Origin of the sequence: Clostridium estertheticum (assembly GCF_011065935.2) — a bacterium.
GTDB lineage: Bacteria > Bacillota > Clostridia > Clostridiales > Clostridiaceae > Clostridium_AD > Clostridium_AD estertheticum_A.
On sequence record NZ_JAAMNH020000001.1, the window covers coordinates 660,530 to 679,754 of the forward strand.

Genomic DNA, 19,225 nt, shown 5'->3' on the forward strand with positions numbered 1-19,225 from the left:
AGGAAATTGGTATATTTCGTTTTTTGTAGTTTATTTATATTATTAGGTGTAACCGCTATATGGCTTGGCAAGTATTTATCAGTAGAAAGAATATTGCGTAAGCAAGCGAGCTTTAATATAATTGATGAAAAGAATTATATTAAGTATTGTAGAATATTACTTTATGTTTTAGGGTTATTTCTTATATTACTTAGTATTGCATTGTTCTTTCTACATACACGGTCTCTAGCTACTATTCTTTTTTTCTGTATTTTTGCAATAATAACAATATTATTAATTACGGTAATTTTCTCATTGAAATTGCGAAAATATACCGAGTCTACAAATCAGCTTAATAATAAAAAATAACCATGAATTTGTTTTATAAACAAATTATGATATTACTCTTCTTTTATTTAGTGCGAATTATACAAATAAAAATCTCTATATTAAAGAAAATAATATAGAGGTTTTTTGAGTTATTTTATAAGTGATTATAGGTGCTAAAACGAGTATTATTTTCTAATTTGCACCTCTGAACGGAACGGGTTGGTTAAATAGGATACTTCTTTCTATTTTATTTAAGTAAAAATAGAATTAATGTAATTAGCACTCGTCTGCCACCGTTTTTAGCGGTTTAGTTCTATTCATATATTGTGTCGCAACTGTAATTCAATGCGACAAAAACATATTTTTGGAGGCGAAGTAATGACAAAATCAGAAATTAAAGAAATTGTTAATCGTAGTATTGAGCAACGAAATCTTTGCAGAGTGTTTTTTCGATATGATGTTAATTATAGATATTATTTTCCTCTAATTTCAAATGATAAGTTGTTTTTAGGTGCAGAGGAAGATGATTTCATACTCGATGGGTATTCAATTCGTCGGTATGTGGATGTAACAAAAGTTCAGATTAAAGAAGACAAATGTGTTGAAATTCTTAAAAGTGAGGGAATCATTGAAAGCATAAAAACACCAAATATAGATATTTCAAATTGGGAAACAGTTTTTGCCACTTTGAAAAAAATGAACAAGAATATTATTGTAGAATGTGAAAGTTTATTTGAAGATGAATGTGAATTTGTGATTGGAAGAATAGATAGTGTATTTAAGAAATTTGCTTATGTTTGTCATTTTGATGCAGATGGCATCTGGCAAGAGGAACCGTTTAAAATTCCATATACAGGAATCACAAGTGTTACTTTTGGAACACGATATGTTGAAACTTTTTCAAAGTATCTTAATGAATTACAAATAAAATCTATATAGGGTAGTTTTACCTATCCCGCCAAAAAGGTATATTAGGAGCAAAATATATTATTAATGTGGATTTTGGGTGTTTTGAAAGTTACACAATGTACTTGTGTAACTTTCACTTTCTTTATTTAGCAATGATTTTGAATATTTTATATGAAAAGCATAAATTGGATGTTACTTAATACTAATAATTGATATTATTATGTAACATAATTTCTACTTTGCTCCTAACTCATAACCTCCAATATGCTAATATACCTTTTTGTCGGGCAAGTTGAAAACACCCATATAATAAAAAATATCCGACTTCTTATTAACTTGCAATATTCTTAAAGTGTGCCACAATAGTATAATTAGACGGAGCAAAGATTATTATTCATATTTTATTAGTAAATACCATTATAAAAGATATATTTATATGGAAGGGAGATATGAAACCAAAATTAAAACAACAATAGGGGAATAACATAATATGAAAAAAAATAGTTTATTTAAACTAACAAACATCGTATATGCTTTATTTATAGTAAGTACAATAATTACGATATTTATTGTATATAAGAATATTGATAATTATTTGTCTTTTAAATTTGTAATAGGATATGCAATTTTTCTTTTACTTTATTCAGGTTACTTAACCTTTGTAACAATTAAAAATATGAGAACATTAAAATGGTTGGATATAAGAAAAAGATTGTTTAAATCTATCGTTTCTTTTGTTTTGTTTTATTCTTTAAATTTTATCCTTAATTATGTATTTAAACATAAAATAGATTTCATAAGTGGAGTGGGTTCTTCCTTAGGACTGTCTGTAGGGACATACTTTTATGACTTAGCGTTCTTAAAAAACAAGATAGATTAAAATAATTTATAGTAATAGAGATTACAAAGTGTTTTATAATAATTATAAGTTACGGATTAAGTAGTTGAAAGTTAGTTCGCAGTTTTCTTAAGTGACGACATAGTAATTTATGACGGTGCTTAGGTTATATGAAGAATGAACAGTGAAAAAGGAGATAATTATGAATTGGTATAGGGTGCTAAAAAACATTTTCATAGCTGGGGGAATTAGATGAAGCGGATTTTACTAGTTATTTTGTTAGTTATAGGTTTAGTTGTTGGCAGTAATAATAATGATGTAAAGGCAAGTGTTTTAAACAATGGAGCTAGTGGTTTTAAAACAAATAAGGCGGTCCTAACTGGTCCTAATTGCCAAGATTTAATTAATTTCGACCTATATCCCAAAGATCAAGTTATGGGATGGTTAATTATAAATTTTTTATCACCGTATATACAAAAACCACTATACAGTTATTATGGAGGATTTGTGCCATATGAGTTAGATACATTTACCTCCCAGGTATTAGAGGTTAACTATTCAAAAGAATCTTCATGTTTCATTGTTAAACTTCAAATAGTGCCTTTTCTTGGGGCACATTAAAACATTAAAACATTATCATATTTCAATAACTCTATTAAGAAAATCCATACCTTCTATGACGTGAGAAACAACAATTAATGTTCCCTCAAAATCCTTGTCCCTTAAAATACCTAGAATTAAGTCTCTTGTTTCAGCATCTACATTTGAAATTGGTTCATCTAAAATTATTACATCTTTATTAGAAAGAATAACTCTTATGAAGGCTATAACCTGTGCTTGTCCACCTGAAATTCCAGAATTGTTTTGAGTTATTTCAGTGGCCAAACCTTTAGGTAATCTATTAATATATTCCTGAAGTCCTAATTTTTTTATAAGTTCTTCCACATCTTTAAGTTTCTTTTTAGTTTGTCCATACAATATATTAGCTAAAACAGTTCCCTTAAATAGAAATATACTCTGAGAAACAATCCCTATTCTTTCCCTTAGATTTTTGGTGTTAATCATAGACAGATCTATATTGTTGCATAATATTCTACCCTCTACTGGATTATACAAGCCTATCAGTAATTTTATAATTGTAGATTTACCCGAACCATTTTCCCCTTTAATAAGAACTTTTTCGCCTTTAATTATTTCAAAATTTATATTATTCAGCACATTTTTTGTATTGTTTTTATATTTAAAATCTACATTTTCAAGTTTAATACTCTTAATTTCTTGATTTAAGTTTTGGTCTTTACCACTATTTTCATCATCCATATCTAAAAGTTCGTAAACCCTCTCAATACTGAGACATACTGGCTTTATCATAGTTCCCATAGTACCTATTCCTTGAATGCTACTAAAAACCTTAGTTATATATAAAGAAAAAGATGTGTATAGTCCTACTGTAAATTCTCCCTTTAAAATCAAAATTCCTGCAATAAGTAATACCAAAAGAGATCCAAAATTATTAATAAACGTTATATTCCCCATGAATATAATCATAGATTTGCTTTGCTTTAAGCTGCTCTTTACAAACTTAGATAGTTTATCATTAAACTTTTTAAGATGATTACTTTTTCCATTAAGTATCTTTATGTCCTCAATTCCATTGATTATTTCAAAACATTCCCCATTTAGAGTTGCATTATATTCTAGCATTTCTCTTGTATTCTTCATGAAACTCCCCATGGACATCTTAGAAGAAAAGAAAAATAATGGTGTCAAAATGAGGATTACTATAGATAGTTTATAATTTATAGCAAACATTGTCACCAATGCAAGTACAGCATCGGTTAGGCTTAAAACTATACCAACATAAGATGGTGAAAATATACTACCAACAGTACTACATTCTGCTATTCGACTCTGCACATATCCTTTCTCAGTATTTGCAAGATAACTCATAGGTAGTTCCATAACTTTATCCATTACAGTACATCTAAGCTCATTAACCACTAAATTGTTAATCTTTACAAACATGTAGTTTGAAAAGATTGAAAGAAAATAACGCAAAACATATAATACAGCTATTATACCAATATAATTATAGAGCTGATTATATCCCTTTTTCGCTATGAGCACCTTATCCATAATAGTTCCTATTATATATGGAATTGGAGTAGCAATAATTGAACCTACTAACATGCCTATAATTCCTGCCATAAAAATCAACTTATGTTTTTTTATAAACGGTGTTAACTTTAATAAACTACTTATTTTGCCCATAATATCTCCTTTAAATAACAATAAGATCAAATTAATCTTTTTCTGAACTGAAACTAATTTACATTATATACATATTGAATTATACAGAATAACCACATATATTTCAAATATTGAAAAATAATTACTCAACTTTTACAGATAGATTATAATGTTGACAATTCAACTCATTTTGCAATGACTCAATCCTATTATTGATATTTTGAATGTAACACAATAGTAATTGTGTTACATTCAAAAAAAGGTGTCATGATGAACACCTCTTTTGAATGCATTATAGTTAATTATTCGGAATTTTTTTAGACATAATTTCAAATTATTATAACGTAATATATATAGTGATTAAATCACCTTAATCTTTAGGTACTATTATATATTTGCTAGCAAATATTAAAGTTAGAAAAATTAAACAGGCAGAAAATGTATTTTCACTTGTTATACTTGAAGTTTTTAGTATTTCTAGTGAAACTAACCCATTTAATACAAAGAATATAATGAACAGCCCATATGAAGCAATACAAATATAATTCCCAAATAATATTCTTGTATATTTCGAGTTATCAGGTTTAATAATCTTTCTTACATTAATAGTATCTCCTATCTGTCTTATAAAGGCATATACAAATGAAATTAAAAACAAAGTTAAAATTAAATATCCAACTATATCATTCAATATTAATTCGACCTCCCTTAAAAATTTATTACTGCACAATAATTTATTATTATGTCATTATTAAATTATACAACATAATAATATTATTACATAGAAGGTTACGACGCTGTTGGTGTTACCCTAATTAAGAAGGGTTTTAATAAAAATATGTGTGTAATTTTTAGGTGGTATGCCCATATATATTAATCTAATATATTAATATAAACCTATAAAAATATTGGTAATCAATATTTTTATAGGTTTATATTAATAATAATTTAACCAGCTAACTCTCCAATGATTCTATAGCTAATATATACTTTTGATGGATTTTCTTTCGAATCTAATCGAAAATAGGCAGTTATGGAATCTTCGTGTGAATATATTGCGATTCCACCACTTCCCATGTAGTTTACTGTATAATTTGCATAGGATACAGCTCTATCGCCTACATTTAATGCTGACTGAACACTTATACCAGTTGATCTATTTATAAGTACAGGGAAGACGCTTGATGTACCTGATTAGTGGTTTCAATTGTTATGCCAGTACCACTTACTCTAAAATCTGTATTTAACACTTCTTTCCCATCAGGATACAATACATACTCTAATATTTCAGTTACAGTATTTGTATAATAACCATAAAGGCTATACGTACTTTCTCCTGTAACCGTACCCATTGTTGACATTTGAGATTCAGGTATTTTTTCTACAACCTTATCTTTTATGACAATAAAACTTCCATCATCCATAACAACTATTTTTTTTGATTCTACTCCTAATTTAGTTGTATCAATCTCAGAATTGTTAGTCAAGAGGCTTAATTTTTCATTTATCTTTTCTGTATCAAACTTATCAAAAGAATTTGTATATTCTTTTATTAAATTAGGGTTTCCTTTAAACAATTCACGATATTTTTTAACAAGACTTAGATCATCAATCTTATTCTCTTCATCATTCTGTACAAGTTTTAGCAGTTGAGTATTTAACGTTTTTAGCTCTTGTAAGTTTAATTTATCATTCTGTTTAGCCGAGACAGATTGTCCTAACGAGCTGAATACTAAAAGAGAAGTTAATACTAATGCTGCAATTTTTCTCATTTTTAAAACCTCCTAAAATTTTGTGTTTTCAGTTTTATTATTAAATCTAATTGTAAAATATGATAGATAATTTTTATATAAATACAAACTTATCTCCGGAAACAGGAAATATTTTATAAAAACTACTATTTTCAAATTTAACGTGTTTTAAATATAGCAAGAGGGTAAAGTTGTTGATCAGATGGCAGCCTATACCTCTTGTGTTTTCCCGGAGGTATCGGAATGAAAACAACCTTATTTATACAGCAGCTGGGAAAATATTTCGAAATATATCTCCCAAAGACGGGTGGATATAGCCAAAACACCATATCTTCGTACAAAGATGCATTTCGTCTCCTGTTTAAATTCATGGATGAAATAAAAGGGATACGCCATTATCTGATTGACTATAAACATTTTACTGTAGAACTCATGGAAGAGTTTATTCTTTGGCTCGAAGAGGAGCGTAATTACAGCGCATCATCGAGAAACCAGCGGCATGCTTCGATATCCGCTTACTTCAAATATGCATCTAGGCGTGAAATGGATGCACTTTCTGCTTTCAATCGCATCAGCGCTGTGCCGTCTAAGAAAACACCAAGTGTTGCCTTTCCCTACTTTACAGTTAAAGAAATTGGCATTCTCCTTAAGGTGCCAGACGTATCAAACCGGCTAGGAAGAAGAGATCAGGCTTTGTTATGCTTGCTCTATGATAGTGCTTCCAGGGCTCAGGAGCTTTGTGGCGTTACTGTCGTCGATGTTAGGTTTGGTCGCCCAACCCGAATAAAGCTGCATGGCAAGGGGAGAAAAACACGAGAAATCCCGTTGACAGACGAATGCTCCAAGCTGATAAAGCAATATATAAAATCTCAAAAGCTTGATAATGAAGATTCTCACGCTCATCCGCTATTTAGCAGCCAAACCCATGAAAAAATGACTACATCATGCATCCGCAATATTGTTGAAAAATATGTGGGGTTGGCAAGGATAAAATGTCCAGAAATGTTTAGGGAAGCGAATTACTCGCCGCACAGTTTTCGGCATAGTAAAAGTGTTCATATGGTTGAAGCCGGTATCCAGATCATATACATTCGAGACTTCCTCGGTCACACTACGATCCAGTCTACTGAGCGTTATGCAAAGGTTAGCCAGATGGCGATAACAAAGGCTCTTACAGAACGGAAAATTCCAAACGTGATCCCTGTAAATGAATCAGACGAAACAGTAAAGAAATCATTTCCAGGATTTCTAGAATAAATTTCCCATTACAAATTCAAAAAATTATGTGAGGTAATTTCAGTATTTCACTTGGTAATTCAAGGCTTTCATCGCCTTTATACTCAATTTTGAATTACCTCACATAACTTACATTATGTGACTTGCTAGATAATGCAAGAGTATCTACTCAAGATAAGTATTTAGAATAATAAACGGATGCTTTAAAAAAAGCTGGAAGTGAAAAGATTTTTACAAATATAGCAAGAGGTGCTAAAACTGATTAGATTAAAGGCATTGTTAAAAAAAAATCAAAGTCCCTATATTAATTTTTGAGTAATTGGTGTAAAATTTAATTATGTAAAAATAAGCAATAGCTTAAAATAAATATAAGGTAACTTAACTTGAAGGGATGATAATAATGGTAACTATTAGTGTTTGTGTTGGAAGTGCCTGTCATTTAAAAGGGTCTTATAAAGTAATAGAAGGGTTACAAAGGTTAATTAAAGAAAATAACGTTGAAAATCAGGTGGAAATTAAAGGCGCGTTTTGTATTGGTAGATGCACAGAAGGGGTTTCTGCTATGGTAAACGATGAAGATTTCTTTTCCTTAAATGAAAATAATGTAGATTCATTTTTTCATGAAACTATCATAAGAGGCCTATCAAATGAGTAATATAAATTTTTCTAAAGCATATTGTAAAAATTGTTATAAATGCCTTCGCTCATGTCCTGTGAAGGCAATAAAATTTGAAAATGAACAAGCTACTATAGATGAGGAAAGATGTATAGAATGTGGCCATTGTCTTACTATATGCCCGCAAAATGCTAGGGAAATTAAAAGTGATGTGGAGGTTGTTAAAAGCGCTATAAATTCAGGGAAAAAAATTATAGCAAGTTTAGCACCATCCTTTGCTGGTTATTTTGATATGGAGCAAGGCCTCGTGGTGGCAGCTTTAAAGAAGTTAGGATTTAGTATAATAGAAGAAACTGCAGTAGGGGCAGAAATAGTAGCTGATTTATATAATGATTATATTGTAGAGCATAAGAGAGATGTTTATATAACCACAGCATGCCCATCGGCTAACTACTTAGTAGAAAAATACTTTGAAGAAATTATTCCATACTTGATTCCTGTGGTATCACCAATGATAGCTCATGGAAAAGTATTAAAGGAGAAATTTGGTGGAGATAGCTTTGTTGTATTTATAGGGCCATGCCTTGCAAAAAAATCTGAGTTTGAATATTTTCAAAAAGATAATGTAATTGATGCAGTATTAACTTTCGATGAATTAAATTCGTGGATTACTGAATCCAGTATAGAAATACATAATTTAGAGGAAGAAAATTTTAACATTAACTCATATAGTAAAGGTCAAGGCTTTCCTATGGGTGGCGGTATCATTGAGGCAATGGGAGAAAAATTAAAACAAAGTTCGATTAGTATTATTACTGTAAGTGGTATGGAAGAGTGCATAGAAGTATTTAATAGTATTAAAAATGGTGATTTAAAGGGAGTATTAATTGAAGCTAGTGCATGTAAGGGAAGTTGCATTGGTGGGCCCGTCATGGTTAAAAATGGTGAGAATTACTATACAAAACTACGAAAAGTTAAAAGCTATATAAAGAGTCGTAAAAACTACAATGATCCAATTAATACAGAGATTCCAAATAATATTAATTTCAATAGGAAATTCATAGAAAAATCTATTAAAAAATCTATAGCCACAAAAGAACAGATTGCAGCTATTATGAAAAAAATGGGTAAATATGAACTTATAGATGAACTAAATTGTGGAGTCTGCGGATATAATTCTTGTAGGGAAAAGGCCCAAGCTGTTTTCGAAGGTATGGCTGAAACTACTATGTGTCTCCACTATATGAGAACTAGAGCAGAAAGTCTTTCTAACGAAATTGTTGAAAATACGGCGTCTAATTTAATTTTATTAGATGGAGAAATGAATGTAGTAGAGATTAATCCAGCTGCCAAGGCTATATTTAAAATACAATCTCAAAATATCATAGGTAAGCCTATATCTCTACTTATTGATGATACGAATTTTAAAAAGGTAAGAGAATCTGGAGAAAATATGATAGGAAAAAAAGTTGCTTATCCACAGTATGGTGTAGTGTTTATAGAGAATATAGTATATCTACCTAAGCAAGACATGGTCCTTGCAAGTATGATTAATATTATGACAGAAGAGAAAAATAAAAAAGAACTAATGAAGGTTAAAGAAAACACTTTAAATGCTGCTCAAGAGGTTATAGAAAAGCAAATGAGAGTTGCACAAGAAATAGCAAGTTTGCTAGGCGAAACCACCGCAGAAACAAAAATTATCTTAACTAAGTTAAAGAAAATAGTGGCAGGCGAAGATGGTGAATAAAATGGAATTATTTATTGATGTAGCTTACGATAGTTTGATTAAAAAAGATGAGGAGCTCTGCGGGGATAGGGTAGAAATAATAAGACTTAAGGACAGTACTATAATTGTCATGGCAGATGGCTTAGGTAGTGGCGTAAAAGCTAATATATTAGCCTCATTAACATCTAAAATTGCTAGTACTATGCTTAAGGAAGGTGCAGATATTTATGAAACTGTAGATACTATAGTAAACACTCTACCTGTTTGTAAGGTTAGGGAAATTGCTTATTGTACCTTTACACTAATGAAAATTTATAATGATGGCAGGGCTTATATTGCAGAATATGATAATCCACCTTTCTTTTTAATAAGGAACAATAAGGGCATTGATGTGGAGAAAAAGGAAAGTATTATTAACGAGAAAAAAGTAGTTGAAAGTCATTTTATACTTAAAGAGGGGGATGTTATTACAGTAGTAAGTGATGGATGTATTCATGCTGGCATCGGGAATATATTAAATTTAGGCTGGAGCTGGGATAATGTACAGAATTATTTGACTCGGAATACACAATGTAGGCGAAGTGCAAAAAACATTGAAAAAGATTTAATTCAGGTATGTTGGGATTTATATGGAGGAAAACCTGGAGATGATACTACGGTTGTATGTGTAAAAGCTAGAAAGCCAGAGGTTATTGATCTATTTACCGGACCTCCTCAGGACGCGCGAAATGATAGCTATGTTATTAAAGAATTCATGAGTGGACCTGGAAAGAAGGTAATTTGTGGGGGGACAACCTCTAATATTGTAAAGAGAGAACTTGGGCGCGAACTTAAAGTAAACTTAGACTTTTATGATAAGGATGTACCACCTACGGCAACTATGGAGGGAATAGATCTAATAACTGAAGGGGTTTTAACTTTAAGCAAGGCACTAGAAAAGTTAAGTAGTTATGAATCGAGTTTTTCAAAACAGGAATCTTACTGTGATTTAGATGGTAAAGACGGAGCTAGCAGACTTGTTAAAATGCTAATAGAGGATTGTACACATTTTAATTTATGGGTAGGAAAGGCTATAAATCCAGCACATCAAAATCCGAATTTTCCAATAGATTTGAGTATTAAGCTTAAACTTGTGAATGAACTAGCAGAGCACATGAAAAAATTAGGAAAGCATGTTAACATTAATTATCTATAAAAAAACAGCAGGTATATCTGGTATATCTGCTGTTTTTTTATTTATTACTATTTACGTTTCACGTATTCTGTATGAAGAAGTTCATGAGCTTTTTCACCATATGGCTCTCCAAGGAATTCATCATATATTTTTTTGATGTATGGATTTTCGTGAGATTTTCTTATAGTTTTGTTTTTATCTTCACTATATAAAACAGACATTCTCTTTGCTAAAATATCTTCATGATCATTTGCATAAGGCTGTCCTCCACCATTAATACATCCACCAGGGCAAGCCATGATTTCAATTAAGTGATAGTCAGCTTTTCCGGCACGAATAGCTTCTAATAATTTACGAGCATTTCCAAGTCCACTTGCAATAGCTACTTTAACAACAAGGTCGTTAATTTTTACGCAAGCTTCTTTTATGCCTTCCATACCTCTTACTGCTTCAAAATCTACTTTCTCAAGTGTCTCATTTGTTAACCATTCATAAGCAGTACGGAGTGCTGCTTCCATAACTCCACCAGATGTACCGAATATAACCCCAGCACCAGTAGATTCGCCCAATGGATTATCGAACTCTCCTTCTGGTAATGAATTAAAATCAATTCCAGCTTCTTTAATCATTTTAGCCAGTTCTCTTGTACTTATAACTATATCAACGTCTGGTACTCCATTTGTAGCCATCTCAGGTCTAGCAGCTTCATATTTCTTTGCAAGACAAGGCATTACAGATACAACTATCATGTCCTTTGCCTCTACATTCATTTTTTCAGCAAGATATGTTTTAGCAACAGCGCCCCACATTTGTTGTGGTGATTTACAAGTAGATGGAATATCTAATAAATCATTAAATTGATGCTCAAAGAATTTAACCCAACCAGGACAACAGCTGGTAAGCATTGGAAGCTTTCCGCCATGTTGCACTCTATGAATAAATTCGCTAGCTTCTTCCATTATTGTTAAGTCAGCTGCAAAATCTGTATCAAATACTTTAGTAAATCCTAAAGCTCTTAATGCAGAAACCATTTTACCGGTAACAGGAGTACCCTGCGGAAGCCCAAATTCTTCACCTAGTGCAGCTCTAACTGCAGGAGCAGTTTGAACAACAACAACTTTTTCCTTTTGATCAAGAGCATTCCAAACTTTAGAAGTGTTATTAACTTCTGTTAATGCACCAGTTGGACATACAGAAACGCATTTTCCACAGAAGGTACAAGTTGTTTCTCCCATTGGTAGTCCAAAAGCAGGAGATACAACAGTTTGAAAGCCTCTGCCTACACCGGATAAAACTCCAACAGTTTGAACTTCATTACACATAGTTTCGCAACGTCTACATAATATACATTTATCTAAATTTCTGACAATAGAATAACTTGAATTATCTACAGGATAAGTAGACATTTCACCTTGATAGCGAACTTCACGAATACCGAGTTCTGCAGCTAATCTTTGCAATTCACAAACAGTATTTTTTTCGCATAATAAACAGTCTTGTGGATGGTCAGATAAAATTAATTCAAGCACAGTTCTACGTGCTTTAATAGCTCTAATTGAAGTTGTTTTTATAACCATTCCCTCTGTAGCAGGAGTTGAACAGGCAGGGGCTAAGTTTCTTCTTCCCTCTACTTCAACAACGCATACACGACAAGAACCTGGATGGTTTGTAGTTTTTCCATCATGCATATTCAAGTGACATAATGTAGGAATGTTTATATTTAACATTCTAGCAGCTTGTAGAATAGTTGTGCCTTGTTCTACGTGGATTTTTTTATCGTTTATAGTAAGAGTAATTAAACTCACAGCGTGCACCTCTTTCTTATATTATATATTTTAAAAACTTATTGAGATGTTATTTTTTGATGATTGCATTAACTGGACATGCAGTTTGGCATGCGCCACATTTGATACATTTATCTTGGTCAATAACATGTAATGTTTTAACTTTTCCACTAATACAGTTAACTGGACATTGTCTTGCACATTTTGTACAGCCGATACATTTATCAGTGATAGTGTATCTTAATAAGTTCTTACATACTCCAGCTGGGCAGGTTTTATCATATACGTGAGCTTCGTATTCACTTTTAAAGTATTTCATTGTGCTTAATACTGGATTTGGAGCTGTTTGTCCTAGTCCACATAGAGAAGTATCCTTTATTGTATTTGCAAGTGATTTTAGCTTATGCAGATCTTCCTTTGTTCCATTTCCTTTTGAAATTTTTTCTAACATTTCAAGAAGACGTTTATTTCCTATTCTACAAGGAGAACATTTACCACAAGATTCTTCTACAGTGAATTCTAAGTAGAATTTAGCTATATCAATCATACAATTATCTTCATCCATAACAATCATACCGCCAGAACCCATCATAGATCCTATAGCACTTAGTGATTCATAATCTATTGGAGTATCTAAGAATTCTGCTGTAATACATCCACCGGATGGACCTCCTGTTTGAACAGCTTTAAATTCACGGCCGTTCTTAATTCCGCCACCGATATCAAATATAATTTCTCGGAGTGTAGTACCCATTGGGACTTCTACGAGGCCTACGTTATTTATTTTACCAGCAAGAGCGAAAACTTTTGTTCCCTTGGATGTTGCTGTTCCTATAGAACTATACCAAGCGGCACCTTTGTTAATGATAGCTGGAATATTTGCAAGGGTTTCAACATTGTTAACACAAGTTGGCTTATTCCATAGTCCACTCTGAGCTGGGAATGGTGGTTTATTAGTTGGTTCTCCACGTGAACCTTCAATAGATTGAATTAATGCAGTTTCTTCTCCACATACGAAAGCACCAGCACCATATTTAATCTCTATATCAAAGCTAAAATCAGTTCCTAAAATATTTTTCCCAAGAAGCCCTAATTCACGAGCTTGGCCTATAGCTGTTCGAAGTCGACTAATTGCAAGAGGGTATTCTGCTCTGATATAAATATCTCCAATTGAAGCACCAATACTGTAACCTGCTATTGCCATAGCTTCTAGAACACTGTGAGGGTCACCTTCAAGAATAGAACGATCCATGAAAGCACCTGGGTCTCCTTCATCAGCATTACAAATTATATATTTTTGATCAGCGTCGTACATTTTAGCAAAAGCCCATTTCTTACCTGTTGGGAAGCCACCGCCACCCCTGCCTCTTAAACCTGAATCAATCATTAATTTTATAATCTCATCTTGGGACATTTCTGTAATTACTTTACCTAATGCTAAGTAACCATCCTCAGCTATGTATTCTTTTATGTCTTCAGGATTAATAAGACCACAATTTCTAAGTGCAATTCTTACTTGCTTCTTATAAAAAGGCATATCTTCCTGTTTTTTTATTTTTGTTTTTACACTTGGTTCTTCAAATAAAAGTCTATCAACAATGTTACCTTTTAATAAGTGCTCTTTAACTATTTCCGCAGCATCAGAAGGTTTAACATTAACGTAAAATACGTTATCAGGAGAAACCTTAACGATGGGACCTTTTTCACAAAATCCAAAACAACCAGTTATAGCAGCAGTTACTTCATCAGTTAATCCGTTTGCTGCGATTTCCTTTTGTAGATTTGCTAGTATTTCATCACTTTGAGCGGACTTACAGCCAGTACCACCACAAACTGATAAATACCTTGTACATCGCTTTCCTTCAGAAGCTAGCTCTTTTTCTTCGCTCATTTCCCTAAGTTCTAGTAATGTATTATATTTATTTTGAATTTTTTTAAGTTCATCAAAAGAATTAATTTTATTCAATGTATTTCCCCCCTATTCAGCATACTCAGCTAGTATCTTATCTACTTGATCTACTGTAACATGACCATAAACTTTATCGTTTATAGTTACAACAGGTGCAAGACCACAGGCACCTACACATCTTAATGAGCCTAATGTAAATCTACCATTATCAGTAGTTTCACCATTCTTCACCTTTAACTTCTTTTGAAACTCATCAAGTACATCTCCAGAACCTCTAACAAAACAAGCAGTTCCCATGCAAACATTAATTACATATTCGCCTCTTGGTTTAATAGTGAAGTAAGAATAGAAAGTCACAACACCGTAAACTTTTGAAGCTGGAATATTTAACTTTTCTGCTACAAAAGCTTGTACCTCTTGAGGTAAGTAGCCAAATAAACCTTGTGCCTTGTGAAGCACTTCGATAAGAGCACCTTCTTTACTTGGAAGGTCATTAATAAATTTTTCTAAAACTATAAAATTTTCTCCGCTTAAACAATTAGAACACACTAAAATATACCTCCTTTAAGATCTATGATTACATATGTACGCATTACAAATTTAATTTATAACCCGTTGAAATAATTGTGCATTATTTAAAAGCATTGTGAAAAATTAATCTTTAACAAATGTTATTTTTTTTAAAAGAAAATATATGAAAATAGTGTAAGTAATAGATGAAATATACTTAAAAATTATAGAGGTACATCCTTATATATTTCAAAATGAAAGGCATTATTCATATATATAAAAATTCCAACAATAATGCATCAAATATATTATAATAGAATATTATCAAAAAATCTACTAAATAATTAGTTTATTTTGATTATTATAAATACATGGAAAACTATACTAAAAAAATTAAAATACACATTAATTATGTTAGAATGTGGAAAAGGTTTCAAGCATATTTATTTATGAAAATTTAGAAAAAAATAGTATTATTTAAGGAAAATTATATATATTAATTCCTAGCAATATGTTAATATTAGGTGAATGAAATGTTAAAATAAAAAATATGTAAAATCTTGTATAGTGTTACTGAATATGATATAATTTGCTTATTGTTGAAGGAATGGGGTATATATTATGGATTTTAATGTTTTTCAAGAAATGATAAATAAAATAAATGGGGTTATTAGCACAAAAATAATACATCAGGATAATGATATTCAAGAGATGCATATATTAGCTAATACACTAAGGGCACCAAAGCAAATAGTGAGGGATATTGAGTCTATTCTTTTAACCACTTTTGATTATAGAATAGATAGAAAAGTAATAAGTATTGCACAAATTGAAACAGAGGACAATGACCCTATTAAAAGAATAAAATTTGGGGGTATTTCCTTAGATGTACAAGCAAATGTTTTAGAATGCAGCGTTAAGCTCATGTATGAAGAACAAGAATTTTTTGTAACACAAGTAGGCATTAAAACTGCAGCCAACAGAAAGAAAATAGTTGCAAAAGCCACTATTGATGCTGTAGAAAAAATTCTTGGACAAACCTTTATATTTGATGTACAAGATGTAATAAGTACTACGAATAGGGATGTAACCTTTATATCAGTGCTTGTAAATATGGTTATAAATGAAACAGAAGAAACCATGGTAGGGTCTGCAATTGTTAAAAATGATATAAATGAAGCTATTGCAAAAGCCACCCTAGCAGCTATAAATAGAAGAGTACAAAAAACAAATTTTAACAACGGTTAGAGTTGTTAAAAAGCCACTGTGTGGCTTATGAAATTGCTTTAAGGGCCGATGCCGATAATCTATAATTTTTTTAAATTAGTTTCAAATTTATTATTTTAGCTTTTTACCCTAGCGGAAATAAATTATGATAGGTTATAGCGAAGCCCTATTAATTTAAGTCGAAGGGGGATTTTAATAATGAAAAAATTAACTACAATATTATTAGCTATATTAGCACTTGCTATAGCTGGTGGATCAACAGTTACTTGGATTTTTTAGTTTAATAGGTATTCGGCCTTTATTATATAGGAGGATGGAAATGAAAAAGCTATCATTGAAACTTAAAATATATTTTATATCTATATATTTAATAACATTAATCTTCATTTTTTATTCTGCCTTTAATAATTTTTTACCTATTACATATATAAACTATATAGATGGATTATTTTTTATTATATTAGTTGCTATAACTGAAAGTTTTTCCGTTCCTTTTCAAAGTATGTCTTTTAGCACTAGTTTTTCAATAGAATTAGCAAGTTATATATTGTTTGGACCATTTATATCTTTATTGATAATTATTTTAGGGTTTTCTGCTAGGGTATTAAAAGTCAAAAGTGGTTATAAGCATATTTTAAATACACCTATTTATGGTACCCTATTTAATTACTGTATTTTTGTGTTGTCCATATTATCTAGTAATTATATTTACTTACAATATGGCGGGTCTTTCTCAATTGATAAACTATCAAGCAATGTATTTCAAATAATCTTGTTTTGCATGGTGTTTTTTATTGTAAACAATATAATAATTTCAAGTTTATCATCGGTAATGTTTAATAAAAACATTACTTATGTATTCATTAGTAATATAAGACTTATGATTTTAAATATTCTAGTTATGGCTCCTTTTGGTATAGTAGTAGCCTTCGTATTCAATTTATACAGTTATGGGGGTGTATTTCTTGTATTAGTTCCTATAGTATTAGCAAAATATACGTTCTCGTTATATATTCAAACAAAATCTCAATACGTTGAAACTATAGATGCACTTATGCTTGCTATGGAGGCAAGAGATAGATACACAGAAGGACATTCAAAAAGAGTGGCTGAGATTTCAGCGGTCATAGCAAAAGAACTCAAATATTCACAACTAAAAATTGAACAATTAAACATGGCAGCTCTACTTCATGACGTGGGAAAAATCGGTATTGATGATTGCATTTTAAATAAACCCGGTAAACTAACAAAGGAAGAATTTGATACAATAAAAACCCATCCTCAGATAGGCTATAATATTTTAAAAGATATTAAGAATCTTGAAAATATACTACCCATTATACGTAATCATCATGAACGATATGACGGAACAGGATATCCAGATGGTAAAAGTGCTGAGGAGTTAGGTTTGGATGTATTTATTGTTCAACTGGCAGACTCTATAGATGCTATGTCTACAGATAGACCTTATAGAAAAGCCTTACACCCGGACGTAGTTGTAGAAGAAGTGAAAAAATATTCTGGAACTCAATTTCATCCAAAGGTAGTGGAAGCATATTTTAAAGTATTAGAAAAACAAAAAAAATAAGGTGAGGTTTAAAATGTTTATTGAAGCGTTAATTTTTGCACTGATTATTGGATACATATTAAAGGGTAAGATAAAAAATTTAGAAAATGTAGATATAAAACGCACATATCTTGTTTTTATATCTTTCTTTATAGAATTTTTTATAATTATTACTATAAGAAAAGGTTTTTTTAATATAGGTATATTTACATATATATTAGATTCTATAATGTATCTTTTATTAGCAGCTTTTATCTATTTTAATAGAAAAAATAAGTATATTGTGCTTATGGGATTAGGATTTTTGCTAAATGCTATTCCGATTTTCTTAAATGGAGGGGCCATGCCAGTGAGCGCTACAGCCGCAGAAACTGCTGGGCTTAGTTTAAATATGAGCAAGGAAGGTCTTTATTGCTTAATAAATGGAAATACTAGAGTATGGTTTTTAGGAGATATTATTCCACTGACTTTCTTAAGGCATTTTGCCATAAGTATAGGAGATATTATGGCAGCCCTAGGGCTAATGTTATTTATAATTACAGGAATGAAGAAAACAGCTAAAAATTAGCTGTTTTTATTTTAGAATATATAAAAATTAATTTCATATAAGGAGAGGATAACGCAGCAAACAAGTTTGAAAAAATAGCTAGTTCTATTGGTAAGGTCTCACAAAAGGTAGAAGAAGTATCATCAGCAACTGAGGAAATGTCAGCAAATACAGCTACTATAAATAATCAGATTGAAAGTTTGGTAAATATTTCGAAAGAAAATAATGATGCTACGGAAAGTGTAGCAGTTAGTATTCAGTATGGAGTAGATGAGATAACAAGTTTGCAACTTGTATTAAAGGAATTAGAAAACTCTACTTTAGAATTAATGAAGAGGCTGTCAAAATTAAAATTAAATTAAATGTAAGATATATAAAATAGAATTTATTGCGGGTTTTTGGATATAATACTTTAAATATAACAATAGCTAACCTAAATAAAAAAAAATGTGGCAATAATATAAAATTAAGTTGACTTATTGATTATATAATCTAAAATGAAACATATATAATAATATAAATTAACAATTGAAAGGGGAATTATAAATGAAGAAAAAAATATATATTGATGGAATGAGTTGCAGTCATTGCGTAAGTCATGTTAAGGAAGCCCTATTGGACATTGGTGCTATGAAAGTAAAAGTTGACTTAGAAGAAAAATTTGCTACAGCAGAATTTGACGATGAAATAAGTGATAGTGAAATTACAGAAGCTATTGAAGATGTAGGCTATGAAGTTACCGAAATAGAAGAAGATTAACACAATATATATGACCCCTGTTCATTTTAATGGACAGGGGTCATGCAATTTTTATGATGTGATAAGTAAATACTATTTATGTAAATATAACGGGATATGGAACACCTAAA

At 30.9% G+C, this 19,225-nt stretch carries 18 protein-coding genes; 12 read left to right on the top strand and 6 right to left on the bottom strand.

What is annotated here, in order from left to right; all coding sequences use genetic code 11:
* Positions 1-687: 687 nt before the first annotated feature.
* The 3 genes from G9F72_RS03065 (at position 688) to G9F72_RS03075 (ending at position 2,677) form a co-directional block, all read left to right on the top strand.
* Positions 688-1,248, top strand: coding sequence for a hypothetical protein (locus tag G9F72_RS03065; protein ID WP_164959171.1), 561 nt, complete (start codon positions 688-690; stop codon positions 1,246-1,248).
* 460 nt (positions 1,249-1,708) lie between these two features.
* On the top strand, positions 1,709-2,098 hold the full coding sequence (locus G9F72_RS03070; RefSeq protein WP_164959170.1) for a hypothetical protein: 390 nt from the start codon (positions 1,709-1,711) through the stop codon (positions 2,096-2,098).
* A gap of 210 nt (positions 2,099-2,308) precedes the next feature.
* A complete protein-coding gene (locus tag G9F72_RS03075; RefSeq protein ID WP_164959169.1) occupies positions 2,309-2,677 on the top strand; it encodes a DUF3888 domain-containing protein in 369 nt (122 codons plus the stop codon).
* A 15-nt stretch (positions 2,678-2,692) separates the two neighbouring features.
* Here G9F72_RS03075 and G9F72_RS03080 read toward each other — a convergent pair whose 3' ends face one another.
* The 3 genes from G9F72_RS03080 to G9F72_RS03090 all read right to left on the bottom strand — a co-directional run bounded on the left by G9F72_RS03080 (position 2,693) and on the right by G9F72_RS03090 (position 6,078).
* Positions 2,693-4,327, bottom strand: coding sequence for an ABC transporter ATP-binding protein (locus G9F72_RS03080; protein ID WP_164959168.1), 1,635 nt, complete (start codon positions 4,325-4,327; stop codon positions 2,693-2,695).
* Between the two features lie 349 nt (positions 4,328-4,676).
* A complete protein-coding gene (locus G9F72_RS03085) occupies positions 4,677-4,997 on the bottom strand; it encodes a hypothetical protein (protein WP_164959167.1) in 321 nt (106 codons plus the stop codon).
* A 469-nt stretch (positions 4,998-5,466) separates the two neighbouring features.
* Entirely contained in the window at positions 5,467-6,078 is a 612-nt protein-coding gene (locus tag G9F72_RS03090; protein ID WP_164959165.1) for a hypothetical protein, read from the bottom strand.
* A 222-nt stretch (positions 6,079-6,300) separates the two neighbouring features.
* Between G9F72_RS03090 and G9F72_RS03095 the strand changes: the two genes are divergently transcribed.
* From G9F72_RS03095 to G9F72_RS03110, 4 genes are all read left to right on the top strand, one after another.
* A complete protein-coding gene (locus tag G9F72_RS03095; RefSeq protein ID WP_164959164.1) occupies positions 6,301-7,314 on the top strand; it encodes a tyrosine-type recombinase/integrase in 1,014 nt (337 codons plus the stop codon).
* A 379-nt stretch (positions 7,315-7,693) separates the two neighbouring features.
* Entirely contained in the window at positions 7,694-7,948 is a 255-nt protein-coding gene (locus tag G9F72_RS03100; protein WP_164959163.1) for a (2Fe-2S) ferredoxin domain-containing protein, read from the top strand.
* Positions 7,941-9,659: a [Fe-Fe] hydrogenase large subunit C-terminal domain-containing protein gene (locus tag G9F72_RS03105; protein ID WP_164959162.1), complete on the top strand. Its 1,719-nt coding sequence runs from the start codon at positions 7,941-7,943 to the stop codon at positions 9,657-9,659. The genes G9F72_RS03100 and G9F72_RS03105 overlap by 8 nt, the downstream gene beginning before the upstream one ends.
* A gap of 1 nt (position 9,660) precedes the next feature.
* On the top strand, positions 9,661-10,833 hold the full coding sequence (locus tag G9F72_RS03110) for a SpoIIE family protein phosphatase (RefSeq protein WP_164959189.1): 1,173 nt from the start codon (positions 9,661-9,663) through the stop codon (positions 10,831-10,833).
* 47 nt (positions 10,834-10,880) lie between these two features.
* Here G9F72_RS03110 and G9F72_RS03115 read toward each other — a convergent pair whose 3' ends face one another.
* From G9F72_RS03115 to G9F72_RS03125, 3 genes are read right to left on the bottom strand one after another with little or no spacing between them, the layout of a single operon-like run.
* Complete coding sequence (locus G9F72_RS03115) at positions 10,881-12,617, bottom strand: NADH-dependent [FeFe] hydrogenase, group A6 (RefSeq protein WP_164959161.1); 1,737 nt, start codon at positions 12,615-12,617, stop codon at positions 10,881-10,883.
* Between the two features lie 49 nt (positions 12,618-12,666).
* The gene (locus G9F72_RS03120) at positions 12,667-14,562 is read right to left on the bottom strand and encodes an NADH-ubiquinone oxidoreductase-F iron-sulfur binding region domain-containing protein (protein ID WP_164959160.1); all 1,896 of its coding nucleotides are present in this window, start codon (positions 14,560-14,562) and stop codon (positions 12,667-12,669) included.
* A 12-nt stretch (positions 14,563-14,574) separates the two neighbouring features.
* Positions 14,575-15,054, bottom strand: a complete 480-nt coding sequence (locus tag G9F72_RS03125; protein WP_164959159.1) for an NAD(P)H-dependent oxidoreductase subunit E — start codon at positions 15,052-15,054, stop codon at positions 14,575-14,577.
* Positions 15,055-15,636: 582 nt separating this feature from the next.
* On the opposite strand from G9F72_RS03125, the gene G9F72_RS03130 reads away from it, so the two are divergent.
* The 5 genes from G9F72_RS03130 (at position 15,637) to G9F72_RS03150 (ending at position 19,115) form a co-directional block, all read left to right on the top strand.
* Positions 15,637-16,263 (top strand): hypothetical protein, encoded by a 627-nt coding sequence (locus G9F72_RS03130; protein WP_164959158.1) that lies wholly within the window; start codon positions 15,637-15,639, stop codon positions 16,261-16,263.
* Between the two features lie 298 nt (positions 16,264-16,561).
* A complete protein-coding gene (locus G9F72_RS03135; protein WP_164959157.1) occupies positions 16,562-17,830 on the top strand; it encodes an HD-GYP domain-containing protein in 1,269 nt (422 codons plus the stop codon).
* A 13-nt stretch (positions 17,831-17,843) separates the two neighbouring features.
* A complete protein-coding gene (locus tag G9F72_RS03140; RefSeq protein ID WP_164959156.1) occupies positions 17,844-18,377 on the top strand; it encodes a DUF5317 domain-containing protein in 534 nt (177 codons plus the stop codon).
* A 137-nt stretch (positions 18,378-18,514) separates the two neighbouring features.
* Positions 18,515-18,718 (top strand): hypothetical protein, encoded by a 204-nt coding sequence (locus G9F72_RS03145; protein WP_164959155.1) that lies wholly within the window; start codon positions 18,515-18,517, stop codon positions 18,716-18,718.
* A gap of 184 nt (positions 18,719-18,902) precedes the next feature.
* Positions 18,903-19,115, top strand: a complete 213-nt coding sequence (locus G9F72_RS03150; RefSeq protein ID WP_164959154.1) for a heavy-metal-associated domain-containing protein — start codon at positions 18,903-18,905, stop codon at positions 19,113-19,115.
* Positions 19,116-19,225: the final 110 nt, after the last annotated feature.

What these genes read in the sequence shown, in the direction of transcription:
- G9F72_RS03065 (WP_164959171.1), top strand. Translation starts at nt 688, where the DNA reads ATGACAAAATCAGAAATTAAAGAAATTGTTAATCGTAGTATTGAGCAA.
- G9F72_RS03070 (WP_164959170.1), top strand. Translation starts at nt 1,709, where the DNA reads ATGAAAAAAAATAGTTTATTTAAACTAACAAACATCGTATATGCTTTA.
- G9F72_RS03075 (WP_164959169.1), top strand. Translation starts at nt 2,309, where the DNA reads ATGAAGCGGATTTTACTAGTTATTTTGTTAGTTATAGGTTTAGTTGTT.
- G9F72_RS03080 (WP_164959168.1), bottom strand. Translation starts at nt 4,327, where the DNA reads ATGGGCAAAATAAGTAGTTTATTAAAGTTAACACCGTTTATAAAAAAA.
- G9F72_RS03090 (WP_164959165.1), bottom strand. Translation starts at nt 6,078, where the DNA reads ATGAGAAAAATTGCAGCATTAGTATTAACTTCTCTTTTAGTATTCAGC.
- G9F72_RS03095 (WP_164959164.1), top strand. Translation starts at nt 6,301, where the DNA reads ATGAAAACAACCTTATTTATACAGCAGCTGGGAAAATATTTCGAAATA.
- G9F72_RS03100 (WP_164959163.1), top strand. Translation starts at nt 7,694, where the DNA reads ATGGTAACTATTAGTGTTTGTGTTGGAAGTGCCTGTCATTTAAAAGGG.
- G9F72_RS03105 (WP_164959162.1), top strand. Translation starts at nt 7,941, where the DNA reads ATGAGTAATATAAATTTTTCTAAAGCATATTGTAAAAATTGTTATAAA.
- G9F72_RS03110 (WP_164959189.1), top strand. Translation starts at nt 9,661, where the DNA reads ATGGAATTATTTATTGATGTAGCTTACGATAGTTTGATTAAAAAAGAT.
- G9F72_RS03130 (WP_164959158.1), top strand. Translation starts at nt 15,637, where the DNA reads ATGGATTTTAATGTTTTTCAAGAAATGATAAATAAAATAAATGGGGTT.
- G9F72_RS03135 (WP_164959157.1), top strand. Translation starts at nt 16,562, where the DNA reads ATGAAAAAGCTATCATTGAAACTTAAAATATATTTTATATCTATATAT.
- G9F72_RS03140 (WP_164959156.1), top strand. Translation starts at nt 17,844, where the DNA reads ATGTTTATTGAAGCGTTAATTTTTGCACTGATTATTGGATACATATTA.
- G9F72_RS03145 (WP_164959155.1), top strand. Translation starts at nt 18,515, where the DNA reads ATGTCAGCAAATACAGCTACTATAAATAATCAGATTGAAAGTTTGGTA.
- G9F72_RS03150 (WP_164959154.1), top strand. Translation starts at nt 18,903, where the DNA reads ATGAAGAAAAAAATATATATTGATGGAATGAGTTGCAGTCATTGCGTA.